This window comes from Faecalibacillus sp. TM498 (assembly GCF_020589955.1).
GTDB lineage: Bacteria > Bacillota_I > Bacilli_A > Erysipelotrichales > Coprobacillaceae > Faecalibacillus > Faecalibacillus intestinalis.
On sequence record NZ_JAJDKB010000001.1, the window covers coordinates 163,082 to 184,217 of the forward strand.

At 29.6% G+C, this 21,136-nt stretch carries 23 protein-coding genes and 2 riboswitches; all 23 genes read right to left on the reverse strand.

Features of this window, described 5'->3' with window-relative positions:
* The 23 genes from LJD32_RS00860 to LJD32_RS00970 all read right to left on the reverse strand — a co-directional run bounded on the left by LJD32_RS00860 (position 1) and on the right by LJD32_RS00970 (position 21,118).
* Positions 1-1,308 (reverse strand): TRAM domain-containing protein, encoded by a 1,308-nt coding sequence (locus LJD32_RS00860; RefSeq protein ID WP_147579503.1) that lies wholly within the window; start codon positions 1,306-1,308, stop codon positions 1-3.
* 28 nt (positions 1,309-1,336) lie between these two features.
* Positions 1,337-2,608 carry a hemolysin family protein gene (locus LJD32_RS00865; protein WP_032090536.1) on the reverse strand — a complete coding sequence of 424 codons (1,272 nt, stop codon included), beginning with the start codon at positions 2,606-2,608 and terminating at the stop codon, positions 1,337-1,339.
* Positions 2,609-2,698: 90 nt separating this feature from the next.
* Positions 2,699-3,985 carry a DUF2812 domain-containing protein gene (locus LJD32_RS00870; RefSeq protein ID WP_227391458.1) on the reverse strand — a complete coding sequence of 429 codons (1,287 nt, stop codon included), beginning with the start codon at positions 3,983-3,985 and terminating at the stop codon, positions 2,699-2,701.
* Positions 3,975-4,295: a PadR family transcriptional regulator gene (locus tag LJD32_RS00875; RefSeq protein WP_227391457.1), complete on the reverse strand. Its 321-nt coding sequence runs from the start codon at positions 4,293-4,295 to the stop codon at positions 3,975-3,977. Before LJD32_RS00875 ends, LJD32_RS00870 begins: the two co-directional genes overlap by 11 nt.
* A gap of 95 nt (positions 4,296-4,390) precedes the next feature.
* Positions 4,391-5,212: a class I mannose-6-phosphate isomerase gene (locus tag LJD32_RS00880; RefSeq protein ID WP_227391456.1), complete on the reverse strand. Its 822-nt coding sequence runs from the start codon at positions 5,210-5,212 to the stop codon at positions 4,391-4,393.
* Between the two features lie 30 nt (positions 5,213-5,242).
* Positions 5,243-6,040, reverse strand: coding sequence for a hypothetical protein (locus LJD32_RS00885; protein ID WP_227391455.1), 798 nt, complete (start codon positions 6,038-6,040; stop codon positions 5,243-5,245).
* Positions 6,041-6,181: 141 nt separating this feature from the next.
* On the reverse strand, positions 6,182-8,086 hold the full coding sequence (locus LJD32_RS00890) for a penicillin-binding transpeptidase domain-containing protein (protein ID WP_032090539.1): 1,905 nt from the start codon (positions 8,084-8,086) through the stop codon (positions 6,182-6,184).
* A 48-nt stretch (positions 8,087-8,134) separates the two neighbouring features.
* The gene (locus LJD32_RS00895; protein ID WP_227391454.1) at positions 8,135-10,285 is read right to left on the reverse strand and encodes a penicillin-binding protein; all 2,151 of its coding nucleotides are present in this window, start codon (positions 10,283-10,285) and stop codon (positions 8,135-8,137) included.
* Entirely contained in the window at positions 10,285-10,572 is a 288-nt protein-coding gene (locus LJD32_RS00900) for a hypothetical protein (RefSeq protein ID WP_119363717.1), read from the reverse strand. The genes LJD32_RS00895 and LJD32_RS00900 overlap by 1 nt, the downstream gene beginning before the upstream one ends.
* Positions 10,569-11,504 carry a 16S rRNA (cytosine(1402)-N(4))-methyltransferase RsmH gene (rsmH, locus tag LJD32_RS00905; RefSeq protein ID WP_117480204.1) on the reverse strand — a complete coding sequence of 312 codons (936 nt, stop codon included), beginning with the start codon at positions 11,502-11,504 and terminating at the stop codon, positions 10,569-10,571. The genes LJD32_RS00900 and rsmH overlap by 4 nt, the downstream gene beginning before the upstream one ends.
* An 11-nt stretch (positions 11,505-11,515) precedes the next feature.
* A complete protein-coding gene (gene mraZ, locus LJD32_RS00910) occupies positions 11,516-11,941 on the reverse strand; it encodes a division/cell wall cluster transcriptional repressor MraZ (RefSeq protein ID WP_022002949.1) in 426 nt (141 codons plus the stop codon).
* Between the two features lie 175 nt (positions 11,942-12,116).
* Positions 12,117-12,284, reverse strand: a complete 168-nt coding sequence (rpmF, locus tag LJD32_RS00915; protein ID WP_022002950.1) for a 50S ribosomal protein L32 — start codon at positions 12,282-12,284, stop codon at positions 12,117-12,119.
* Positions 12,285-12,296: 12 nt separating this feature from the next.
* A complete protein-coding gene (locus LJD32_RS00920) occupies positions 12,297-12,797 on the reverse strand; it encodes a YceD family protein (protein ID WP_022002951.1) in 501 nt (166 codons plus the stop codon).
* Between the two features lie 146 nt (positions 12,798-12,943).
* The gene (locus LJD32_RS00925; RefSeq protein WP_117346626.1) at positions 12,944-13,186 is read right to left on the reverse strand and encodes a stage VI sporulation protein F; all 243 of its coding nucleotides are present in this window, start codon (positions 13,184-13,186) and stop codon (positions 12,944-12,946) included.
* A gap of 53 nt (positions 13,187-13,239) precedes the next feature.
* The gene (gene der / locus LJD32_RS00930; RefSeq protein WP_022002953.1) at positions 13,240-14,544 is read right to left on the reverse strand and encodes a ribosome biogenesis GTPase Der; all 1,305 of its coding nucleotides are present in this window, start codon (positions 14,542-14,544) and stop codon (positions 13,240-13,242) included.
* A 1-nt stretch (position 14,545) separates the two neighbouring features.
* On the reverse strand, positions 14,546-15,214 hold the full coding sequence (cmk, locus tag LJD32_RS00935) for a (d)CMP kinase (protein ID WP_032090564.1): 669 nt from the start codon (positions 15,212-15,214) through the stop codon (positions 14,546-14,548).
* A gap of 40 nt (positions 15,215-15,254) precedes the next feature.
* A complete protein-coding gene (locus tag LJD32_RS00940; protein WP_227391453.1) occupies positions 15,255-15,998 on the reverse strand; it encodes a hypothetical protein in 744 nt (247 codons plus the stop codon).
* Positions 15,999-16,056: 58 nt separating this feature from the next.
* On the reverse strand, positions 16,057-16,716 hold the full coding sequence (locus LJD32_RS00945; protein WP_227391452.1) for a Gx transporter family protein: 660 nt from the start codon (positions 16,714-16,716) through the stop codon (positions 16,057-16,059).
* Positions 16,717-16,786: 70 nt separating this feature from the next.
* Positions 16,787-16,900: riboswitch (FMN riboswitch) on the reverse strand.
* Between the two features lie 59 nt (positions 16,901-16,959).
* Positions 16,960-17,415, reverse strand: a complete 456-nt coding sequence (locus LJD32_RS00950) for a pyridoxamine 5'-phosphate oxidase family protein (RefSeq protein ID WP_175301588.1) — start codon at positions 17,413-17,415, stop codon at positions 16,960-16,962.
* Between the two features lie 12 nt (positions 17,416-17,427).
* Complete coding sequence (locus tag LJD32_RS00955; protein WP_227391451.1) at positions 17,428-18,069, reverse strand: ECF transporter S component; 642 nt, start codon at positions 18,067-18,069, stop codon at positions 17,428-17,430.
* A gap of 78 nt (positions 18,070-18,147) precedes the next feature.
* Positions 18,148-18,264, reverse strand: a riboswitch (FMN riboswitch).
* A gap of 38 nt (positions 18,265-18,302) precedes the next feature.
* Entirely contained in the window at positions 18,303-19,079 is a 777-nt protein-coding gene (locus LJD32_RS00960) for a Cof-type HAD-IIB family hydrolase (RefSeq protein ID WP_227391450.1), read from the reverse strand.
* A 1-nt stretch (position 19,080) separates the two neighbouring features.
* Entirely contained in the window at positions 19,081-19,848 is a 768-nt protein-coding gene (murI, locus tag LJD32_RS00965; RefSeq protein ID WP_022002960.1) for a glutamate racemase, read from the reverse strand.
* 61 nt (positions 19,849-19,909) lie between these two features.
* Positions 19,910-21,118 (reverse strand): S1C family serine protease, encoded by a 1,209-nt coding sequence (locus tag LJD32_RS00970; RefSeq protein WP_052010913.1) that lies wholly within the window; start codon positions 21,116-21,118, stop codon positions 19,910-19,912.
* Between the last annotated feature and the right edge of the window lie 18 nt (positions 21,119-21,136).

Below are 21,136 nucleotides of genomic sequence, written 5' to 3' on the forward strand. Positions count from 1 at the left end.
CTATTTTCTTGTAAGTTTAGCAATTGATGTCACATATGATTGATACATATGACTATCTACTGCTTTGATCTCTTCTACTTTATAATATTTTGATAATTCTTGCAAATCTTTTGCAAGCATAGATGTTGAAGAATTCATATAAATGACTGTTTGTACTTTTCCAAGTCTTAAAGTATCCTTTAATTCATTAGAAATCCCATTGACTCCTTGAATAATCACTGTATCATACACTTTCTTTTTTGCAAAAGTAACCATTTTCTTAATTGGTTGACCATAAACAAATTTAATATTTTCTTTTCCTAATAATTTAGCATTATAAGTAGCACTTTCAATATTATCTTTCTTTTCATCAATAGCAACAACTTCTTGATCTAAATTCATTTCTAAAATACCATTTTCACAATTAATAGAAATAATCTTTTTACTTCCTTTAACCATTGTTTTAACAATCTTATTTCTAATTTCAAAAGATTCTAAATGATCTGGTAAAGTTGTTTTAACAGACATAATATATTTTTTACCATCACAAATAAATTCTTCTTTCGTATTTCCAAAAATCTTCTTATAACCTTGACTTTCAAAATCTTGATATTTAGAAGTATTAATTGACATAAATAAACCATTGACTTGTTTTAGTTTTTTAATATCACTTACCACTTCATCTTTTAAACCGTCTTTCCCTGTAATAATGATGACTTGTACTTTATCTTGGAAAACACGTAATTTAATAAATCTTAAACCTGTTCTAAATTTATCATTATATGTTTTACATTGATGATTATTAAAAACTTCTTCTAATTGTAATAATGTTTGATTAATTAATGGATGTTGTTTCATACACCCTGTCATCACTGTTAAATATTTTGTTTCTCTTTGATAAATTCCAAAAGTAACTTTTCCTTTAAAATCTACAATAGGTAAATTGGCTTGTGTAAGGAAACCATTTTTTTGATTCATCCCAATAATTTGATCAATCTTAATTTGTGAACGATCTAATTCTGTATACTTCTTTAAAGATTCTTTAATTAAATCTTTTTTATGTTTTAATTGTGCTGGGTAAGCATAATGTAATAAATTACATCCCATACATTCTTTATTCGCACGACATGGATTTTTAACACGCATTGGTGAAGGTTTAATGACTCTAATTAAATCACCAAAATAATAATTTTTATTATTGTATTGTTTGGCATCAATTTCTACTTCTTCATTTAATAATGCCCCTTTAATAAAGACAATTTTACGATTAATGTAACCAATACCTTCTCCATTGATTCCCATTTTTTTTATTTCAACTGTTGTTTTCATATAGCCTCCTTAAAAAAGGAAAAGCATCTTATTGATGTTTTTCCTCTCCTTCTTCCTCTTCTTTCATTTCATGTATTATTAATCTAAGAAGTTCAATTCGATTCTTATGCATCTTTTCGATAATAATTGTAACTCCTGGAAATTCAATTTTATCTTTTATTTTAGGAACACCACTAAACTCTCCTAAAACAAGACCACCGATTGATTCAAAATCTTCCGATTCAAAATGAGTATCAATTTCATCATTGACCTCATTTAAATTTAAACTACCATCTACTAAATACTCATGATCATTGATTTTAACAATATCATCACTTGCATCATCATATTCATCATCAATTTCACCAACGATTTCTTCAACAATATCCTCAAAAGTAACAATTCCACTCATAACACCATATTCATCTAATACAATAGCAAGTGTTGCATGTTCCTTTCTCATTGAAGCAAAAACATCATTGACTTGATTAAATTCATAGACCACAAAAGTCTCTCTCATATACTTTTTAACATCAAAATGTTCTTTATCAATATCGATAAACAACAAATCTTTCATATTTAAAACACCAATAATTTCATCAAAAGACTCATCATGAATAGGATATCTAGAATACTGTGCATCATGATAAACATTCATTAATTCATCATACGTACAATCATCCGGTAAACTTTCAACATGAATACGTGGTGTCATAATCTCTTTGATTTCAGTTTCACCAAATTCAAAAACATTATGTATCATTTCTTTTTCTTCTTTTTCTAGAACACCTTCTTCATGTCCAACTGTTACAATTGTTTTCAATTCTTCTTCAGTTAAACTAGGGCCATGTTCTTGATTACCACCTAAAAGTTTAATAATAAATCCTGTAATAATATTCAATACAAAAACAACTGGTTTAGTAATTACACAAACAAAACGAATAAATGGTGCTAAAGCAAAAACTAATTTATCAGCGTTTTGAGTAGCAAGAGATTTAGGCGTGATTTCACCAAAAATCAAAATACACAATGTTACAACACCTGTTGCGATTGCAACTGTTTGTGCACCATCTCCAAAAATAGCCATAATCGTTGCTGTTGTAAGTGACGAAGCACCGATATTTACTAGGTTGTTTCCTACTAAAATAGCACTTAATAAACGATCTTGATCATCTAATAAAGACTCTACTAATTTTGCTTTTTTATTTCCTTCTTCAGCAAGTGTACGTATTTTAATTTTACTTACCGATAAAAAAGCTGTTTCACTACAAGAAAACAACGATGATAAAATTAATAAAATGATTAATGATATAATATTCATTATCTGGGCAGAATCCACTTTTACATTTCTCCTTTGATTCTATTATTGAAAATTATAATAGTATAATTACAAAAATTTGTCAATATTCCATTATTTTTGTATAAAGTTTATGTAATGATGATAAAAATCATCAATATCTTCATCATATACAACTAACACTTTTTTACCTTTGATTCCTAATTGATAATGACCAATTTCAACAACTTGATCAAAATACATTGATTTTCTTTTTTTAAATTTCTTTAAAACATTTTGATACGTATTATACCCAATTTCATCGCTACGCCATGAACCCTTTTCTTCAACGATTTGGTCAATCTCTTTATCACTTGGCATTCTTGTTTGTCTTTCACGTTCAAGAACCAATTCTTTAAAAATATTTTTTGAAACAAAAGTATTTAAACATTGATAATAACCTTCAAAAGAATAAATTGCTTCTCCATCATCTTTATCTTTACCGATTTTTTGAATAAAAGTTGTCGTATCAACAAGTAAATTTGAATTATTTTCATCTATCCTTTTATTTTTTGGCAAAGTGATCGTCATTTCTTGTTTATCTAATTTCGAAAAATCAATTTCATTATACAAAAAGTAGACTCCTACAAAAACAGCAACAGAAACAATCACTGCTATTTTCTTTTTGATTGGATTTTTAATTAAAGGAATTTTTGTATTAATAATTGTCGCAAATAATGTAATTAATATAAAATAACCCGAAAAGCTTAAAAGTGAACTTAAGTTATTCATTTTCAAGACAAATAACATTCCAATCATCAAAATAGCTAAAATATCTATAACAATGCGAACAAACCCATCTAAATATTTAAACTTTTGATAAGAATATGTTCTTTTCTTTAAAGCACGTCTCTTTAAATAAATAAACAATGCTGCAAATAGCCATAAAAAACAGCCTACATAAATAAGAAACAAACTAAAACAAACATTTAAATTTAAAAATATCGAACCCCAAGAAAAACGGTACAACCAAGAAAAGAAACTTGTAAAACCATAAAAGATCATAGCCGCAAGAATGCACATAGCAATTGCCCATGGTTTAAACATTTTTAATTTTGCCTCACATAAAACATCTTCATCACTTGATAAATCTTCCGCATCTAAATTAACATTTCGATAAATATGCATATCTTGCATACAACAAACATGTTCATATCCTAAATGGTCTAAAGTTTCTAAATAGTCATCCGTTAATGGATTATAATCAACTTGATATTTATAAACTTGTGAGGATTTTTCAAACTTAAAAAATGAATTAACTGATACAAGATTCCATCCTTTTTTAGACATTTTATCTAGATAAGGAATTAATATTTCATCATAAAACAATCTATTTTTTAAAAATGTATACTTATATTTCATCTTCATAATCCTTTTTCATAAACAAAATAATTTGTTTTTGCATCTTTTCCTTTTCTAATTCAAGTCTTTCTTTTCCTTTTTGAGTAATTATGTATATTTTTCTTTTATTTTCTTCTTTTAATAATTGAATATATCCTATATTTTCAAAACGTGGCAACAATGCATAAAGTGTTCCAGCACCAATGCTAACATCACCTTCCGTCATTTCATTTACTTTTTCCATAATTTCTAAACCACATAAAGGCTCATATAATGAAAGTAAAATATAAAACATTTGTGGAGTTAATGTTTCAAATTCTTTTCTCGCCATTTTCTCACCTCTTTTATCGAATATCGATAAATATTTCAATCTCATTATATCGATATTCGATAATAAAAGCAATATAAAAGCGGACTTTTGCCCGCTTAATTTCTAACATATGCTTTAATAACTTTTATTATTTCATCATTTAAAGGTCTAATTGTATATTCTTTAACATTTGCAGGAACAGTAAATATTTCTGCATAATGTACTGTATAAGGTTCAAATTCATTTTTAGGACTTTCAACAAGTGCTGTTTGCCCTTCAACTAAATTTAACATATTAAATCCATGGTCTGTTTGATGATTACTTGTAAAACGACGTGTTTCTATAAATTCTAATTCATGCAAGCCTATTCTTTCTTCAAGATAATCATCTCCATCATGAATCACTTCAACATGATTTACTAAATTATCTTTAACCCAAGATGTTGTTCTATTCCATTGAATATTTTTTTCACCATCTTCTATATGAATCGGTCTAGGTAAACCATCTAACACTAGACGATCCCAATTCCATAATTTAAAAGTAAAAATATAAGGTGTAACACTAATTTCTAAAACCATACAATTCTTAGAAGAACAAGGAATTGTTCCTGCAGGTATTAAGAAATGATCATGTTTTTTAGCATGAAACTTATTGACATACTTTTCAGCATTAAATGAAATACGACCTTCTTGAGCACATTTTAAATCTGTTAATATTTGATTTTTATCAATACCTTCTTTTAAACCTAAATAGACACCACCATCATCTTTACAATCTAATATATAATAACTTTCATCTTGAGTATAAGTCATTCCAAAATGAGATTTAATATATTCAGTTAAAGGATGCACTTGTAAACTTAAATTTTCTCCATCAATTGTATCTAGAAAATCAAAACGAATAGGAAATTCAGCACCAAAGCGACAATAATTTTTCATTCCTAACAACTCTACTGGTTGATACAAAACCTAATCCATCACTGGAATTTCTATACGTGTATCTCCAAATCTAAAATAAAGACTATTTTCTTCTGGAACACCATCAAAACTCCAAGCATAGTTATTTTGTTTTTCATCAAGGCTACAATTCTTTTTCATCCATTGTCCACCCCAAACTCCTGGATCAAAGTAAGGAACAAGTCTAAATGGTCGTTGAGTTGTCTTTTTTAATGCACTTCTTAAGGCATTTCCAGTAACAATTTTAGGGTTTCCTTCTTGATTACTATCAAGAAAATAATCAATATTTTCAAAAATATCCATTTTATGCTTATCAGCAATTCTCCATTCAATAAAGAAACTTCTCTTTATCTTCTTTAAAACATCTTCATCATCATTATCTTGTTTAAAATTAGGCATACCTTTTCGATATCTCAATTGAATTTCCCAACGAGCAAGATCACAATAAATCAAAGTATCACCTTTATGAATGTAACTCGCTCCAACACCATAAACCAAAACTCTACCTTTATGACTAGCAAGTGATTGATATTGAGCCAATTTTATATCATCAATAAAATCATCCATCTTTCCATAATAAATGACTCCTCTTACACGATCTTCTGTTAAAAAAGGGGTCATCATTTTATTAAGCTCATCTTTTTCATAAAATACATCTTCACTTTTAATCACGAAATCAGGTTTACAAATTTCTTTAATTAAATCAAAGATTTCGTCATCGACGCCAGGATAACAATCTACAGTTAAACAATAATTTTCTTCTTGTCCTAGATTTTCTAAATATTTTTTATTTCTGTTTTGCCTATACAAGCTTCATTTTCATATCCACTTATATTTATTTTTGGAAATTTATCATAATTCATTACTATCACCTAAATTCCTTTACACTTGTTATTTTATATTTAAATTATATCCCATATTATGATATGAATCTACAAATCTCAAAACATATTATTCCCCTAACATAATAACAATCGTATCTCCTTCTTCAACATACTCACCTTTTCTTGGCAATTGATCAATGACCTTATTTCCTTTACCAACAAAAGTAAAGCGTAAAGAAATATTTTGAACTTCACTTCTTTTTTTACCAATATAATTTTCTACTTTGATTGTTCTTTTATCCATTATAGAATATGATTTTTGTCTTTGAGATTTTACCTTTTTGACATTTAAAGCAGGTAAAATATCAACAAACATCTTTCTAGCGATAGGAGCAACTGTTGTTCCACCATATTGAATACAGTTTTTAGGATTATCCATTGCTACATACAAAACAATTTGTGGATCATCAATAGGAGCAACGCCAACAAAAGAGAGAATATAACCACTTCCAACATAGCTTCCATTAACCGCCTTTTGCGCCGTTCCTGTTTTACCACCAATACGATAACCATCTATATAAGCATTTCTACCTCCACCATCAGTCACGACACTTTCTAGCGCATCTCTTACTTTTTTAGATGTTTCTTCTTTAATAACCTGTCTTTTTACTTTCTTTTTAACTTGTTCAACAATTTCATTATTTGAACTGTTACTGATTTCTTTTAAAATATGCGGTTGTAACAAATAGCCACCATTGACACAAGCACAAATAGCAGTTACCAATTGTAAGGGCGTTACAGATATACCTTGTCCAAAAGCAACGGTCGCTTGTTCAAGTTCATGAAAGTTTTTATAATCAAACATAATCCCACATGATTCTCCAGGTAAATCAATTCCCGTTTTTTCAGTTAAGCCAAAATCTTGAACATATTGATACAATCTCTTTTTCCCTAATCTCCTACCAATTTCTACAAATCCTGGATTGGATGAATTTTGTAAAACTTCTCTAAAAGTCTGCAAGCCATGCCCTCCTTTTTTCCATGATTTGATTCTTGCGCCTGAAACATATTCATACCCTTTATCATAATAAGTATCTTTATCCATATCAAATAAATTTTCATTTAAAGCACTTGAAAAAGTTATGATTTTAAAGGTTGATCCTGGTTCATAAGTTTTCCAAATAGGAATATTTTGATTATAAATATCTTTATCCTCATTTTGATAATCATTAGGATTAAAGTTAGGATAACTGGCGATTCCTAAAATCTCTCCATTTTTAGGATTCATCGCTAGTGCCCAAATACCATCTGGATGATACGTATCATAAGCATTTGATAATTCTCTTTCAATGACATCTTGAACTCTTTTATCTATGGTCAAAGTGATATTCATTCCACTTTGACTATACGTATAATGACTTGGATACATTTTTAAATTATGACTTTTAGCATCCATATAATAATCAATCGAACCGTTTTTTCCTTTTAAAAACGAATCATATTCTAACTCCAATCCTAATAATCCTTGATTATCAATTCCAACAAAACCTAAACAATGACTTAAATAATTATTTCCCGGATAATATCTTTTTGTATCTTTAATCAAATAAACACCTGATAAATGCAATCTTTGTATTTTACTTGCAACTTGATTATCAAGTTGTCTTCCTTCTGGAGAAATTCTTTGAATCGACACCTTTTTATTTAATTTTTCTTTTAAAACATTGACATCTAAATTTAAAATTTTACTTAATTCTAAAGCTGTTGTTGCTTGATCCTTTATTTGACTCGGTACAACAACCAAAGAAGCAGTTGTAAGATCTGTTGCCAGTACATTTTCACTTCGATCATATATTTTCCCTCTATTAGCTTGTACAGGAAAAGACCTTTGCCAAGATTCTAATGCTTTATCATAAATATTTTTACGATCAATGATTTGAATATACCCCACTTTAAAAATAAGCGCTAAAACAATGAGATAAATACACATTTTAATGATTTTGATCTTATTAACAGATTGTTGAAACAACATAAATCTCACCATTATAAACTATGAAAAAAAAGAGGAATCATTCCTCTTTTAAGATATTGCTACTGTTAAACTATCACCGCTATGAACAACTGTATTCTCGCCAACACTTTGAGCAGTTACATGTCCACTTGTGCCATCAATCGTTAATTGAATACCAGCAAGTGAAGCATAAGTTTGTACTTCTTTTTTAGACCATCCTATTAAATTAGGAAGTGTTATATCTTTTCCTTCTGTTTTGATAAATACTTTATCACCACTTGTCACTTTGCTTTTAGCAAGTGGATATTGTTCAATAACAGAACTTCCATTACCGATGATTTGAACACTTAATGATTTTGATTCTAATTTAGATTTTACATAATTAACAGATTGATTTGTATAGGAATCTAAAGTACAGCTTTGATCAACTGCTGTCGTATTTTTAGCATTATAGCGATTTACTACTTGAAGTGCTTCATTCATTGTTTGTTTAACAATATTTGGCATATATTGAGCATATGAATCTCCTGATTTAAAAGTTAAAAACATCACGACTTGAGGATCATCATAAGGAGCAATCCCTACAAATGAATGCATATATAAAGTTGTACTATAACCACCATTTTCAACAACTTGTCCTGTCCCTGTTTTACCAATCATACGAACATCATTATCTAAACGATAAATCTTCCCTGTACCTTGTTCATCTTCAATAACACCTAACATTAAATCTTTTACTTGACTGATTGTATTTGTTGAAAAGATTTGTTTTGAATATTTCGGTGTTGCTTGATAGACAACTTTATTTGTTTCAGGATTGACAACTTTATCTACAATATGTGGTTGAACCGTTTTCCCATCATTTCCAAAAACACTATATGCTTTTAAAAGTTGATAAGGAGTGACCGTAGAACCTTGACCAAATCCTGTCGTTAAATATTCAAGTCTTCCAGCATTTTTTCTTGTATAAGCATTGATTGATGATGAACATGTAAGTCCATCCATTGTATCACCTTGGAAAAAGCCTAAATCATTTAATTTCTCTGTTAAAACATCTTTTGTAACATAACCTTGATCCAATAAATTACAAATAGCTACGTTACTTGAATGATACAATCCTTGATCATAAGTAATTGTACCCCAACCTTGACCACCATTATGATCTTTAATTGTGGCTACTAATTTATTTCCATAATAAACATTATAACTTCCTGAATTATAATAAGCATTATGATCATATTTACCTTCTTCAATAGAATCAGCATAAATAAATGGTTTAAAAACAGATCCACATTCAATTGTTCCTTCTAAAAAATAATTATTGAATGTTGATATATTTCTTTCATTAGGATTAAAAGATGGATAGGTTGACATTGCTAGAATCTTTCCTGTTTTAATTTCCATCACTCCAGCAGTCACAACTTCAGCACCACTTTCACTATAAGCATTAGACATCAAATAATCTAAATTTCTTTGAAGACCACTATCAATCGTTAAATAAAGATCATTTCCATTGGTTGGATCTTTCTCTCTTAAAGTTCCATCTACTAAAGCATATCCATTAGCGTCTGTTTGATAAACCTTATAACCATTTTTACCTTTTAATTGTTTATCATAAGAAAGTTCAAGTCCCATTTCTCCAACCATTTTCTTAACACTTTGATCATTATAACTTTTTGCATACCCTACAACATAGCTACAAAAATCACCCAATGGATAATATCTCGAATTAGACTCTACAAACTCTATTCCCGTAAGATTACAATCTTCTATTTGTTTTTTTACTGACGCTGATAAATTATTTCCTTTTGTCCCAAGTTCAATTTGATAACGTCCTTCATCCTTTGCTGTTTGTAATTTAGATGTTAATTCATTGACATCTATTCCTAAAATAGGACCTAGTTGACTAGCTGTTTTATTAACATCTTTAACATAAGCAAGATTTTTACCATAGCCTGTTCTTTGAGATGAAAGTACCAAAATAATTTTATACTTTTTAACATTAACAGCTACTTTTTCATGGTCACTTGTATAAATTTGCCCTCTTTGAGCATATTCAACAACTTCTTTCTTACTTCTATTTTTCGCAAAAGAGGCAATGTTCTCTTTACTGATCAAGTGTTTTCCCGTTGCCCCCAAGTATAAAATATTAACTACCAATGAAAAAATAAGAACTGCAAAAATAATACCCGTTATCTTTGCACTTTTGTATTTTTTCATTATTGCTGAACTCCTGTTGTTGATGCTGTTGCATCATTTTGATAAGTATATCCTTTAGAAGTTGCAACTTCAGCAACACGATTGAATGAAACTAATTCTTGTTTTTGCATTTGTAAACTATCTATATCTGATTCAAGTGTGTCTATTTCATTTTGTAATTTTTGAATGGTTCTATTATATGAAGATTCAACTGATTTAACCATAATAATTCCAAAAACAAAAACAACAATTGTTACAATTAAAAACACTTGTGCAAAAGATTCAAATCCTGTCTTTCTCTTTTTCATAAAATAACCCTCTCTATAACTCTCAATTTAGCTGAATGTGCACGATGATTATGAGTCAATTCATCATCCGATGCTATAATCGGTTTTCTATTAACCAATTTAAATTTAGGTTGCATTTCTAAAGGAATAACTGGTAATCCTTTAGGAACATCTTTTAATTTTGAAACTTCATTAAATGTATATTTACATATTTTATCTTCTAAACTATGGAAAGTAATAACCGAGATTCTTCCATTTAAATTTAAAAGATCCAATGCATCTTTTAAAGCAATATCAAAAACATTTAATTCATCATTAACCGCAATTCGAAGTGCTTGAAAAGTACGTTTTGCTGGATGTCCGCCTTTTCTTCTAGCATAAGCAGGAATTGCTTCTTTAATAATATCTACAAGTTGAAAAGTTGTATCAATAGGATGTATTTCTCTTTCCTTTTCAATTTTTCGAGCAATTTGTTTTGCAAATTTTTCATCCGCATATTTATATAAAATTTCTACAAGTTGTTCATAACTATAATGATTAACAATATAATGTGCATCCAAAGATGCCTCTTGGTTCATTCTCATATCTAATCGAGCATCATAGTTATAACTAAAACCTCGAGCCCCATCATCAAATTGAGGTGATGAAACACCCAAATCAAATAAAATTCCATCTACATGTTCTACACCACGAAGATGGAGTTCACTTTTTAAATTCTTAAAATTGGATTGGATAATTGTAAATTGATTACCAATTTTCTCCAACCTTTCTCTTGCAGCTTCAATCGCATGAATATCTTGATCAAAACAATATAAATGGCCGGTTGTTAACTGTTTTAAAATCAAACTTGAATGACCAGCTCCTCCAAGTGTACAGTCTACATAGATACCATCTGGTTTGACATTCAATCCTTCAACTGCTTCATTTAATAAAACTGTAACATGGTTGAACATTCAAAATCCTCCTATAAACTAAAATCATCTAAAGATTCTAAAATATCATCATAACTATCTTGATTGTCATTATAGTATTGATTCCATTTTTCTTGTGACCATATTTCACCATGGTTTCCTGCCCCAATAATGACACATTCTTTTTCTAAGTGTGCTAAAGTGCGTAAATTTGTAGGAATGTTAATTCTTCCTAATTTATCAAATTCGCACTCACATGCACTTGAAATGGTAAAACGAATTGCTTTTCGAACTTCTTTTTTATTAGAAGGTAAAGAAAGGAGTTTCGCACAAAACGGATCCCATTCTTCTTTTGTATAAAAAGCAAGGCATCCATCAAATCCACGGGCAACATAAACAGAACCTTGACATTGATTCCTAATTTTAGATGGAATCGTCAAACGTCCTTTTGCATCAATTGAATGCTTAAATTCACCCATGAACATCACTATCACCCACTTTTTACCACTTTTATATTCACTTTTACCACTTTATACCACCATTATATACTTTTTAAATCACTTATTCAATAAATAGATGTGAATAAAATATAGAAGTTCACATTTCTTGTGAACTAAAAAAAGGTAAAAAAAAATCACCCTTTGGGTGATCTTCTTATTTTACTTTTACACCTTTGTAAGTTCCACAATGTTTACAAACTCTATGAGACATTTTGTATTCTCCACATTCTGGACATACAACTAAAGTTGGTGCAGATAATTTATCATGTGTTCTTCTTTTATTTCTTCTTGTACTAGAAACTCTTCTAAATGGTACTGCCATCTTTATATCCTCCTATTGTTTAAAATAATCTTTCAATTTTGCTAACCTTGGATCAATGTATTCTTCATCATTATCCTCTTGACCATCGAGTATCTTCCAACCCTTACCTGATTCCTTGATGTTAGCATCATCTTTTACGACCCTCATGGGCACTTCTAACATGATATTTGAAAATACGACAGGCGTAAAATCAACAACATCTTTCTTTGCTTCATGAACGTCTTCAAGCGGATCAGGCTTTTCAAATGAAAATACTTCCGTCGAATCGATATCAAATGGATAATCAACATCTTCCAACGTTAACGCACACGGAAGAATCATTGTTCCCTTAATATTTAAATCAACATATAATCGTTTATCTCTTGTATCAAGATTCCCGGTACCTGAGACGATGACGTCTTTAAGGCCGTTAATATGGGCATACTTTTCAAACATTTCACATGGAAAAGTTATTTCTTCTTCAAAATCAAATGTTCCTTTGTGTTTAATAATCCACTGCAAACTATACTTCATATTAATCACCTTTCCATAACCGCAGAATCTATTATATAGAAACTCACATCATAAGTCAATCTAAAAATGGCCTAAAACAACATTTTTCACTTTTTAATGAAGTTCTTCTCCATTATAACAAAAACTTTAACTAAATCAACACTATTTTAAATCATTTTTTCAACATCATTTAAAACATCTTTATTTTGCATAATTTTAATCAATTTATCAATCTTTCTTTGATCTAAAGATTGATTTGTTACTTTTGCAACCGTTTGAATAAAATCTCTCATATCTTTTTCATTATTCAAATCTTTCTTTTGTAAATCGTTTGCTAATTTAAAAATATCTTCTTTTTTCACATTTGTTTTTTTAGATACACGATCTACAAGTAAATCTTTATCTTTCATAATATCACCACTATATACTATGAAAAAAATAAATAAATGTTAAAAAAAGAGACTTAGTCTCTTTTTCTACAAATGATATGAATTGGTGTTCCTTCAAACCCAAATGCTTCTCTTAATCTATTTTCTAAGTAACGTTTATAACTAAAGTGTAAATATTGTGGATCATTTGAAAATAAAACAAATGTCGGTGGGCAAACTGCTACTTGATTAGCATAGAAGATTTTTAATCTTCCACCATTAAATGTCGTTGTTGGATTCATTAATTGTGCATCCACTAAAACATCATTTAAAACGCTCGTTTGCACTCGTTTTCTTGAATTTTCATAAGATTCTTGAATTAATGGGAAAATTTGATCCACTCTTTGACCTGTTTTAGCTGAAGTAAAAACAATACGTGCATAATCTAAATATTTAAATTGTTCATAGATTTCTTTTTGTTTCTTTTGCATTGTTTTTTCATCTTTATCAACTAGGTCCCACTTATTATAAACAATGACAACGCCTTTACCTGCTTCATGGGCATATCCAGCAACATGCTTATCTTGTTCTCTAATTCCTGTTTCACCATCAATAACAACAAGAATAACATCACTTTTTTCAATTGATGTCAAAGCTCTTAAAATTGAATATTTTTCAATATTTTCATAAACTTTACCTTTTTTTCTCATTCCCGCTGTATCTACAACACGATATTTTTGTCCATCTTTCACAAAAGGTGTATCAATGGCATCACGTGTTGTTCCTTCAATATTAGAAACAATAACACGTTCTTCCCCTAAAATAGCATTTGTAAGAGATGATTTACCAACATTTGGTCTTCCAATAATTGAAAAACTGATTTCATCTTCATTAGTTTCTTCATCTTGTAAATCTAATTGATTAATAATTTGATCTAATAAATCTCCAATTCCAATCCCATGTGAACCAGAAACAGGAATAGGATCACCAACACCTAATGCATAAAATTCATATATATAATCTCTAAATTGATTATCATCAATTTTATTAACAACTAAAATAATTGGTTTTCTTGATTTTTGTAAAAGACGTGCTACATACTCATCTTCTTTAGTAATACCTTCTCGACCATTAACAACAAATACAATAACATCTGCTTCTTCAATTGCAATTTCTGCTTGCATTTTAATTTGTGTTGTAAAAGAAGCATTTTCTAATTCAATACCTCCTGTATCAATTACACTAAACTCTTTTGTAAGCCATGAAGCTTTAGCATAGATACGGTCTCTTGTTACACCTGCAACATCTTCAACAATTGAAATTCTTTCTCCAACCATACGGTTAAAGATTGTTGATTTTCCAACATTAGCACGACCAACAATTGCAACTACACCTGCCATATTATTCCTCCCTTGTTTTATTAATTAAAGTTAACACTTGATCAACAACTTCTTCTAACGTCATATTCGACGTATCAAGTTCAATTGCATCATCCGCTTTTTTAAGTGGCGAAATAGCACGATGCATATCTTGATAATCTCTTTGTTCAATTTCTTTTTTGATTGTTTCTAAATCAGCCTCTAAGCCTCTTTCTTTATTTTCTAAATAACGTCTCTTCGCACGTGTTTCTACACTTGCTATTTGATAAATTTTTAAATCTGCATGTGGTAAAACAACTGTTCCAATATCTCTTCCATCCAAAATAACATTCCCAGTTTCAGCCATTTTTCTTTGCTCATCAACTAGAAATGTTCTTACCGCTTGATATTTAGAAACACAGCTAGCTCCAAGTGAAACTTCATCTGTTCTAATTTGAAGGCTAACATCTTCATCATTTAAATAAACTTTATTATCAGCTGTAAGACGTATTTGAATATTTGAAATTGCTTGTTCAACAGCTTGTTCATCATTTAAGTCAATGTGATTTTTTATACAATAAAATGCAACAGATCGATACATTGCACCCGTATCAATATAAATGAAATTTTCCTTTTTAGCAACCATTTTTGCAATTGTACTTTTTCCTGCAGCACTAGGCCCATCTATTGCAACTGAAATTTTTTTCTTCATAAAATAAACACCCTCCTAAAAAAACTAAGGTCTTCCTTAGTTAAAAAAAACTTTGATATAAGATAACTCCAAGTAAAGCAATGAAAATAATGACTAAAATAACAATAATGACATTCATAACTTTAACAACTTTACTTTCACCTTTATTTTCAATAATCTCTTCTTCATCTTCAATAAAAGTATCATTTTCTTCAATATCTTCTACTGGATTTTCTTCTATCGTTTCAACGATTTCTTTCGTTTCTGTTATTTTTTCAGCTTGTTTTTCTTCTACTTCTTCAGATTCTTGTTGTAAAAATTCTTCTGCTTTTTTCACATCTTCTTCTGGTGACATCGCAGCTAATTTTTCCATAAAAGTCATTTTTTCTTTTGGCTCTTCTTTAACTTTATTATTTACAAACATTCCTTTAGCAAATTCTTGTGTGGCATAACTTTCAACTGAATCTATCTTAATTGTATTTTTTTCAGGTTCTCTAATTTTACTTAAAATATCCATTCTTGTATTATATTGATCTTGTTTACCAACACTTTCTTTCGCACTTTTAAGAGCTTTATCAAGTTCAGCTGAACCTTCTTCTCTCATTTGTTCAAATGTTTTAGTTTCTGTTAAAGTATCTTCTAAATTTACTTCTTTTTCTTCCTTATCCTTTTTCATAAATGACAAAAAATCATCATCGTCACCATCATTTTGAACTGGTTCTACATACTTTTCTTTAGAAATGCCAACTTCTTCCTTAAGTCCATCTCTTAATTCTTGGTATTTTTTTACTCTTGAATACGTCATTTTCCCACCATCCCTCGCCATTATAACATAATAATCACTATAAAAAAATAAAAGAAGCCTAAGCTTCTTTAATATATTTACTTTTAAATCTTTTTTCAACCGGTCTTACAAGATAATAAACAGTTCCTGTAATAATTCCTTTAATAAAATTAAAAGGAAAATAAATAATAAAAATAGCTTGTCCATAAGGTGATAAAAAAGATAAAAATTTCGGAATTGAAATATTTGAACCATATTGTTGATTAAATGCTTGAATATCAACTGCAAAAGGTAGATTTGTATACCATGTCGGTTTTTGCATTAAATAAGTAGGTGTCACAAAGAAATAATTGATGACAAACATAATAAAAGCAAAAACAAGCATCGTTAAAACCATATCCAACAAATAATTCTTTAAATTCTTTTCTGGATCAATTTTTCGAGCAAGCAATGAATATGTTACACAAATTGATAACGATGCAATCAATGCTGCAATTTGCCCAATAGCCATTGGTCCAACAGGTCCTTTAAATAAAATTGAAACAAAAAACTTACAAATACAAACAAATAAAGCTGGAACAAATCCTAAAGTTGAAATAGCCACCAATACGACAATTTCTGATAAATCCAAATTCAACCAAGGTGCAAAGGGATAAGGAATCTCAATCAAATTCAAAATCATCCCAAGAGCTGCCAGCATAGCCGCTAAAACCATTTTTTGTGTCTTAGTACTTTCCATAATAATTCTCCTTTAAAATAAAAAATATCATGAAAATACTAATCTCCATGACTAAAAACATTATTTAAAAAAATGTCTTTCTTCCATCTAGACTCTACTATCGGTAAAGGAATTACACCTTTTCTGCATCTGCTCGTGGACTATCACCACCGGTCGGGAATTTCACCCTGCCCTGAAGACTTTCTTTTCGCTTATTATTTTAACATTTCAACAGAAGAAGTCAAATCATATGATTTGATTTCTTTAGTCATAAGGTTTATATTCAACTGTTTTCTTTTTAAAATCAATAAACAATTGAAAAGCCTTTCGATCTTCATCTTCATCCCAAATTTCCACAAACTCAGGAGTCACTTCTATTAAAATTTCACTATCAACGTGAGAATAAGCATTATAACTTTGCCATAAAAACTCTTTATATTTCTTTTCAAAAACTCTTCCTGGTTCATCAACGACCAATCCTTTATTAACAGCAATCCCTTCAACTTGTGTTCCATTAAAACACATTGCAACACGATTATTTTTAAACAACTGCTGTGTCTTTCTAAAGTTCTTATCTGTCTTAAAATAGATTTTATCATTATAAAAAAGACAACTGACATTTCTCACCATCGGATAATTATCCTCGCAACTGGCAAGTGCCATAATTTTCCAATCTCCCATTTTTTGTTCCATAATTTTTTTAGCTTCTAAAAATTCCATCTTATTTCCTCCCTATATAATTCCTTGATATCCTAAAACAAATAAAATCATTGTCACTAAAACAACACCTACGACAAAGACATAACCTTTATAAACACTTCCTTGTTGATCAGATTTCTCCACTAAATGTGTTCTTCTTAATATTTGAACCACTGGTTTATATAAGAAAAAGACAATGGCAGCATTCATCGTTGCTTTAATTAAATTAAAAGGTAATATTCCTGGAAGCAACATTGGTACAATAGCACTTCTTGGCATTCCATAATAAATAGGTGTAATGATATAATTCCAAATAAGCATAGATATTGTTGTACACATAACACCTAGAACAAGTCCTAAAATAGCTCCTTTTTGATTATGTACTTTTTTATATACAAAAGCAGCCATACAAGCAAAAGAACACGTTGAAACCATATTCATCAAGACATCTAAAATATTGCCTCCCTTTAACATGATTTCAAAAATCGAACAAATAAAACTCATTAATAATGATGTCATTGGTCCATAAATAAATCCGCCAATAACAATTAAAATATCCTTGGGATCATACCTTAAAAAAGATACCGCTGGAACAATTGGAAATGAAATAAATACATTAACGATCATTGCCATGGCACAAAGCATCCCTACTGTTGTTATTTTCTTTGTACTCATTTTATATACCTCCTTTAACAAAGAAAACGCACCTAAAATAATCTTCTAGGTACGTTTTTGTATATAAAAGTATTACAAAAAACACTTCTTTCATCCAGACTATAACTGTTGCTACTGGAATTTCACCAGTTCGGCCATCTTTAGCTCGCGGAGTTTACCGCCAGTAGAGAATTTCACTCTGCCCTGAAGTATTATTTTATTGCTTCTTCATTATATAATAATTTTTCTTATTTTTAAAGGCCTATCAAACCATAATGTTTTAATGCATAGGCAATACCTTCATCATCCACATCTTTTGTCACAAAATCAGCAATGCTTTTTAACTCATCTCCCGCATTTCCCATAGCTACGGCAAGAGAGACATGTTGCAACATTTGCATGTCATTTCCCCCATCACCAAAAGCCATCGTATCTTTTAAATCAAGACCATAATATTCTAAAAATTTATCAATTCCTAATTGTTTTGTTCCACCTATTGGTGAAATATCACAAAAAGTTGGATGCCATCTTGCTGAAATACAATGAGGCATATGACTTAAGATTTCTTTTTCTTCATTTTCATCAACAAAACACATAATTTGATAAATCGATTTATCAATGACATGACTACAATCTCCGGCAGGATGATCATCATTATGAGTAATAGCATGAATTGCATCAACACGCTCATCACGATAGTTGAAGTATTTTGTATTTTCTTCTGTAAAGCCACAAGGAACTTGATGATCTTTTAAATAATCTAATAAAGCTTGTAGATCTTCTTTTTTGATTGTATTTGAATAAATAATTTGATTATTTGTATAACAATATTGTCCATTTAACGTAATATAACCATCAAAAGGAAAATCATTTAAAACATCTAATCCATCTTTTCCTCTTCCTGTTGCTATAAAAAGCTTGATTCCCTTTTCTTTTAACTTATATAAAGCATCAAATGTAGATTTAGGAATCTGATGATTTTTAAAACTGACAAGTGTTCCATCGATATCAAAAAAAATTGCTTTTACCATATTATATACCTATATCTTTCATATTTTTTAAACGTTCTAAATAGCGTTCAATACGTTTTAATTCTTCACCGCTTACTCTTTTAGCAGAATAATAATATTCAACAGAACTTTCCAAATTTTCTAATTCAATATTTTTCATTAAATAATTAATTGTTCCTCTATTACCATCTAATAAATGGACATGCGGTAATAATTGATGAAAACTATCTTTAAAATAATTAAAATGTGTACATCCTAAAACAAGAGAACCATACTCTTTAAAATCAAATTTCGAAAGTGCCTCTTTTAAATAAGCAAGTACTTCATCACTATTAAACTCTTGTTTTTCAGCAAAGCGGACAAGTTTTGGTAAAGCAACCAAATCAACTAAATGATCTTTATCAACTCTTTCTACCAAGTCCAACATCTTTTTACCTTTAACTGTAATTGGTGTCGCACACACCAATACCTTTTGATTTCCATATAAATCAACTGCTTTTTTTACTGCAGGTTCCATTCCAATGATAGGAATATCATATTTTTTTCTCATCAAAGCAACTGCTGCACTGGTTGCTGTATTACAAGCAATGACAATGGCCTTACAATCATGATCAATCATAAATTGAATAATTTCATCTACATAGCCAATGATCTCTTCTCTTGTTTTTTCCCCATAAGGAACATGTTTTTCATCAGCATAATATATAAATTGTTCATGAGGTAAAAGTTGCATTGCTTCATATAATACTGATAAGCCACCTATTCCTGAATCAAAAATACCTATTTTCATATAATTCCTCTTTCAATCATTCTACATTAATTATAAAAAAAGATATTGCGTTAAGCAATATCTATTTTTCTTGAAGCGTAACTTCAATCGTTTTTTCTGTGCCACTACGATTAACAACAACTTTTACTTTATCTCCTGCTTTATGCGAGTAAAGTGCTGTTAAGAACGATTTATAAGTAGTAATATCTTTACCATCTAATTTAACAATAACATCACCTTGTTGGATTCCAGCTTTACTTGCAGCACCATCACTTGTTACTTTAACAACATAGATACCTTCATCAACAGATACTTTAACACCATATCTTTGAAGTTCATATGAAGAATAATCATTTAAAGAAACACCTGAAATACCGATAACTGGATGAGATACTTTACCATTTGTACGAATTTGTTCTGCAACTGTAATAACATCATTAATAGGAATCGCAAATCCCATACCTTCAACGCTTTCATCAGAGAACTTCATGTTCGTAATACCTACAAGTTCACCTTTCATATTAACAAGCGCTCCACCACTATTACCTGGGTTGATAGCTGCATCTGTTTGGATAACATTCATATCCCAATCATCAACATTATCATCATTTAAATCAACAGAAACTGTACGATCTGTTGCTGAAACAATACCTTGAGTAACAGTTCCTGAATATTGAATTCCTAATGGTGAACCAATCGCTAAAACTGTTTCTCCTTTATCTAATAAATCAGAATCTCCTAAATCAATAACACTTACATCAAAGCTTGGTTGACATCTTAAAATAGCGACATCACTATATTCATCACTACCTACAACTTCTGCATCTACATATTCATTATTTGAAAATACAACTTGTACTTTGTTTGCACCATCAATAACATGGTGATTCGTAATAATATAGGTATATTTACCAGTTTGATCATAAACGACCCCACTACCACTTCCAGATTGTGTTTCACTCGAAGAACTTGAATTATCACCAAATCCAAAAGCATTATTTGTTGTATTTTTATAAACAACAACTCCTACAACACTATCACTCGCTTTTTCTACAACACTTGTTGTATCTGTTTTAACATCATAATTGACTTGTTTTACAGTTCCTTTATTTGTAACGGTCGTTGTACTATCATTCGATGATGACATCATATTATAAAAAACATAGCCATTCATTACAAAGGAACAGACAATAGCAACTACTAATAAAATTTTTACTATTTTTTTCCATTTCTTTTCTTTAGGTTTATCTTCATCAACTAATATAAAATTATTGTTATTATCTTCGTTCATAATATTTCCTCCTTTTGA

Excerpts from the sequence above, each read along its gene's own strand:
- LJD32_RS00860 (WP_147579503.1), bottom strand. The coding sequence starts at position 1,308 with ATGAAAACAACAGTTGAAATAAAAAAAATGGGAATCAATGGAGAAGGT.
- LJD32_RS00865 (WP_032090536.1), bottom strand. The coding sequence starts at position 2,608 with ATGAATATTATATCATTAATCATTTTATTAATTTTATCATCGTTGTTT.
- LJD32_RS00870 (WP_227391458.1), bottom strand. The coding sequence starts at position 3,985 with ATGAAATATAAGTATACATTTTTAAAAAATAGATTGTTTTATGATGAA.
- LJD32_RS00875 (WP_227391457.1), bottom strand. The coding sequence starts at position 4,295 with ATGGCGAGAAAAGAATTTGAAACATTAACTCCACAAATGTTTTATATT.
- LJD32_RS00880 (WP_227391456.1), bottom strand. The coding sequence starts at position 5,212 with ATGAAAAATTATTGTCGCTTTGGTGCTGAATTTCCTATTCGTTTTGAT.
- LJD32_RS00890 (WP_032090539.1), bottom strand. The coding sequence starts at position 8,086 with ATGTTGTTTCAACAATCTGTTAATAAGATCAAAATCATTAAAATGTGT.
- LJD32_RS00895 (WP_227391454.1), bottom strand. The coding sequence starts at position 10,285 with ATGAAAAAATACAAAAGTGCAAAGATAACGGGTATTATTTTTGCAGTT.
- LJD32_RS00900 (WP_119363717.1), bottom strand. The coding sequence starts at position 10,572 with ATGAAAAAGAGAAAGACAGGATTTGAATCTTTTGCACAAGTGTTTTTA.
- rsmH (WP_117480204.1), bottom strand. The coding sequence starts at position 11,504 with ATGTTCAACCATGTTACAGTTTTATTAAATGAAGCAGTTGAAGGATTG.
- mraZ (WP_022002949.1), bottom strand. The coding sequence starts at position 11,941 with ATGGGTGAATTTAAGCATTCAATTGATGCAAAAGGACGTTTGACGATT.
- rpmF (WP_022002950.1), bottom strand. The coding sequence starts at position 12,284 with ATGGCAGTACCATTTAGAAGAGTTTCTAGTACAAGAAGAAATAAAAGA.
- LJD32_RS00920 (WP_022002951.1), bottom strand. The coding sequence starts at position 12,797 with ATGAAGTATAGTTTGCAGTGGATTATTAAACACAAAGGAACATTTGAT.
- LJD32_RS00925 (WP_117346626.1), bottom strand. The coding sequence starts at position 13,186 with ATGAAAGATAAAGATTTACTTGTAGATCGTGTATCTAAAAAAACAAAT.
- der (WP_022002953.1), bottom strand. The coding sequence starts at position 14,544 with ATGGCAGGTGTAGTTGCAATTGTTGGTCGTGCTAATGTTGGAAAATCA.
- cmk (WP_032090564.1), bottom strand. The coding sequence starts at position 15,214 with ATGAAGAAAAAAATTTCAGTTGCAATAGATGGGCCTAGTGCTGCAGGA.
- LJD32_RS00940 (WP_227391453.1), bottom strand. The coding sequence starts at position 15,998 with ATGACGTATTCAAGAGTAAAAAAATACCAAGAATTAAGAGATGGACTT.
- LJD32_RS00945 (WP_227391452.1), bottom strand. The coding sequence starts at position 16,716 with ATGGAAAGTACTAAGACACAAAAAATGGTTTTAGCGGCTATGCTGGCA.
- LJD32_RS00950 (WP_175301588.1), bottom strand. The coding sequence starts at position 17,415 with ATGGAATTTTTAGAAGCTAAAAAAATTATGGAACAAAAAATGGGAGAT.
- LJD32_RS00955 (WP_227391451.1), bottom strand. The coding sequence starts at position 18,069 with ATGAGTACAAAGAAAATAACAACAGTAGGGATGCTTTGTGCCATGGCA.
- LJD32_RS00960 (WP_227391450.1), bottom strand. The coding sequence starts at position 19,079 with ATGGTAAAAGCAATTTTTTTTGATATCGATGGAACACTTGTCAGTTTT.
- murI (WP_022002960.1), bottom strand. The coding sequence starts at position 19,848 with ATGAAAATAGGTATTTTTGATTCAGGAATAGGTGGCTTATCAGTATTA.
- LJD32_RS00970 (WP_052010913.1), bottom strand. The coding sequence starts at position 21,118 with ATGAACGAAGATAATAACAATAATTTTATATTAGTTGATGAAGATAAA.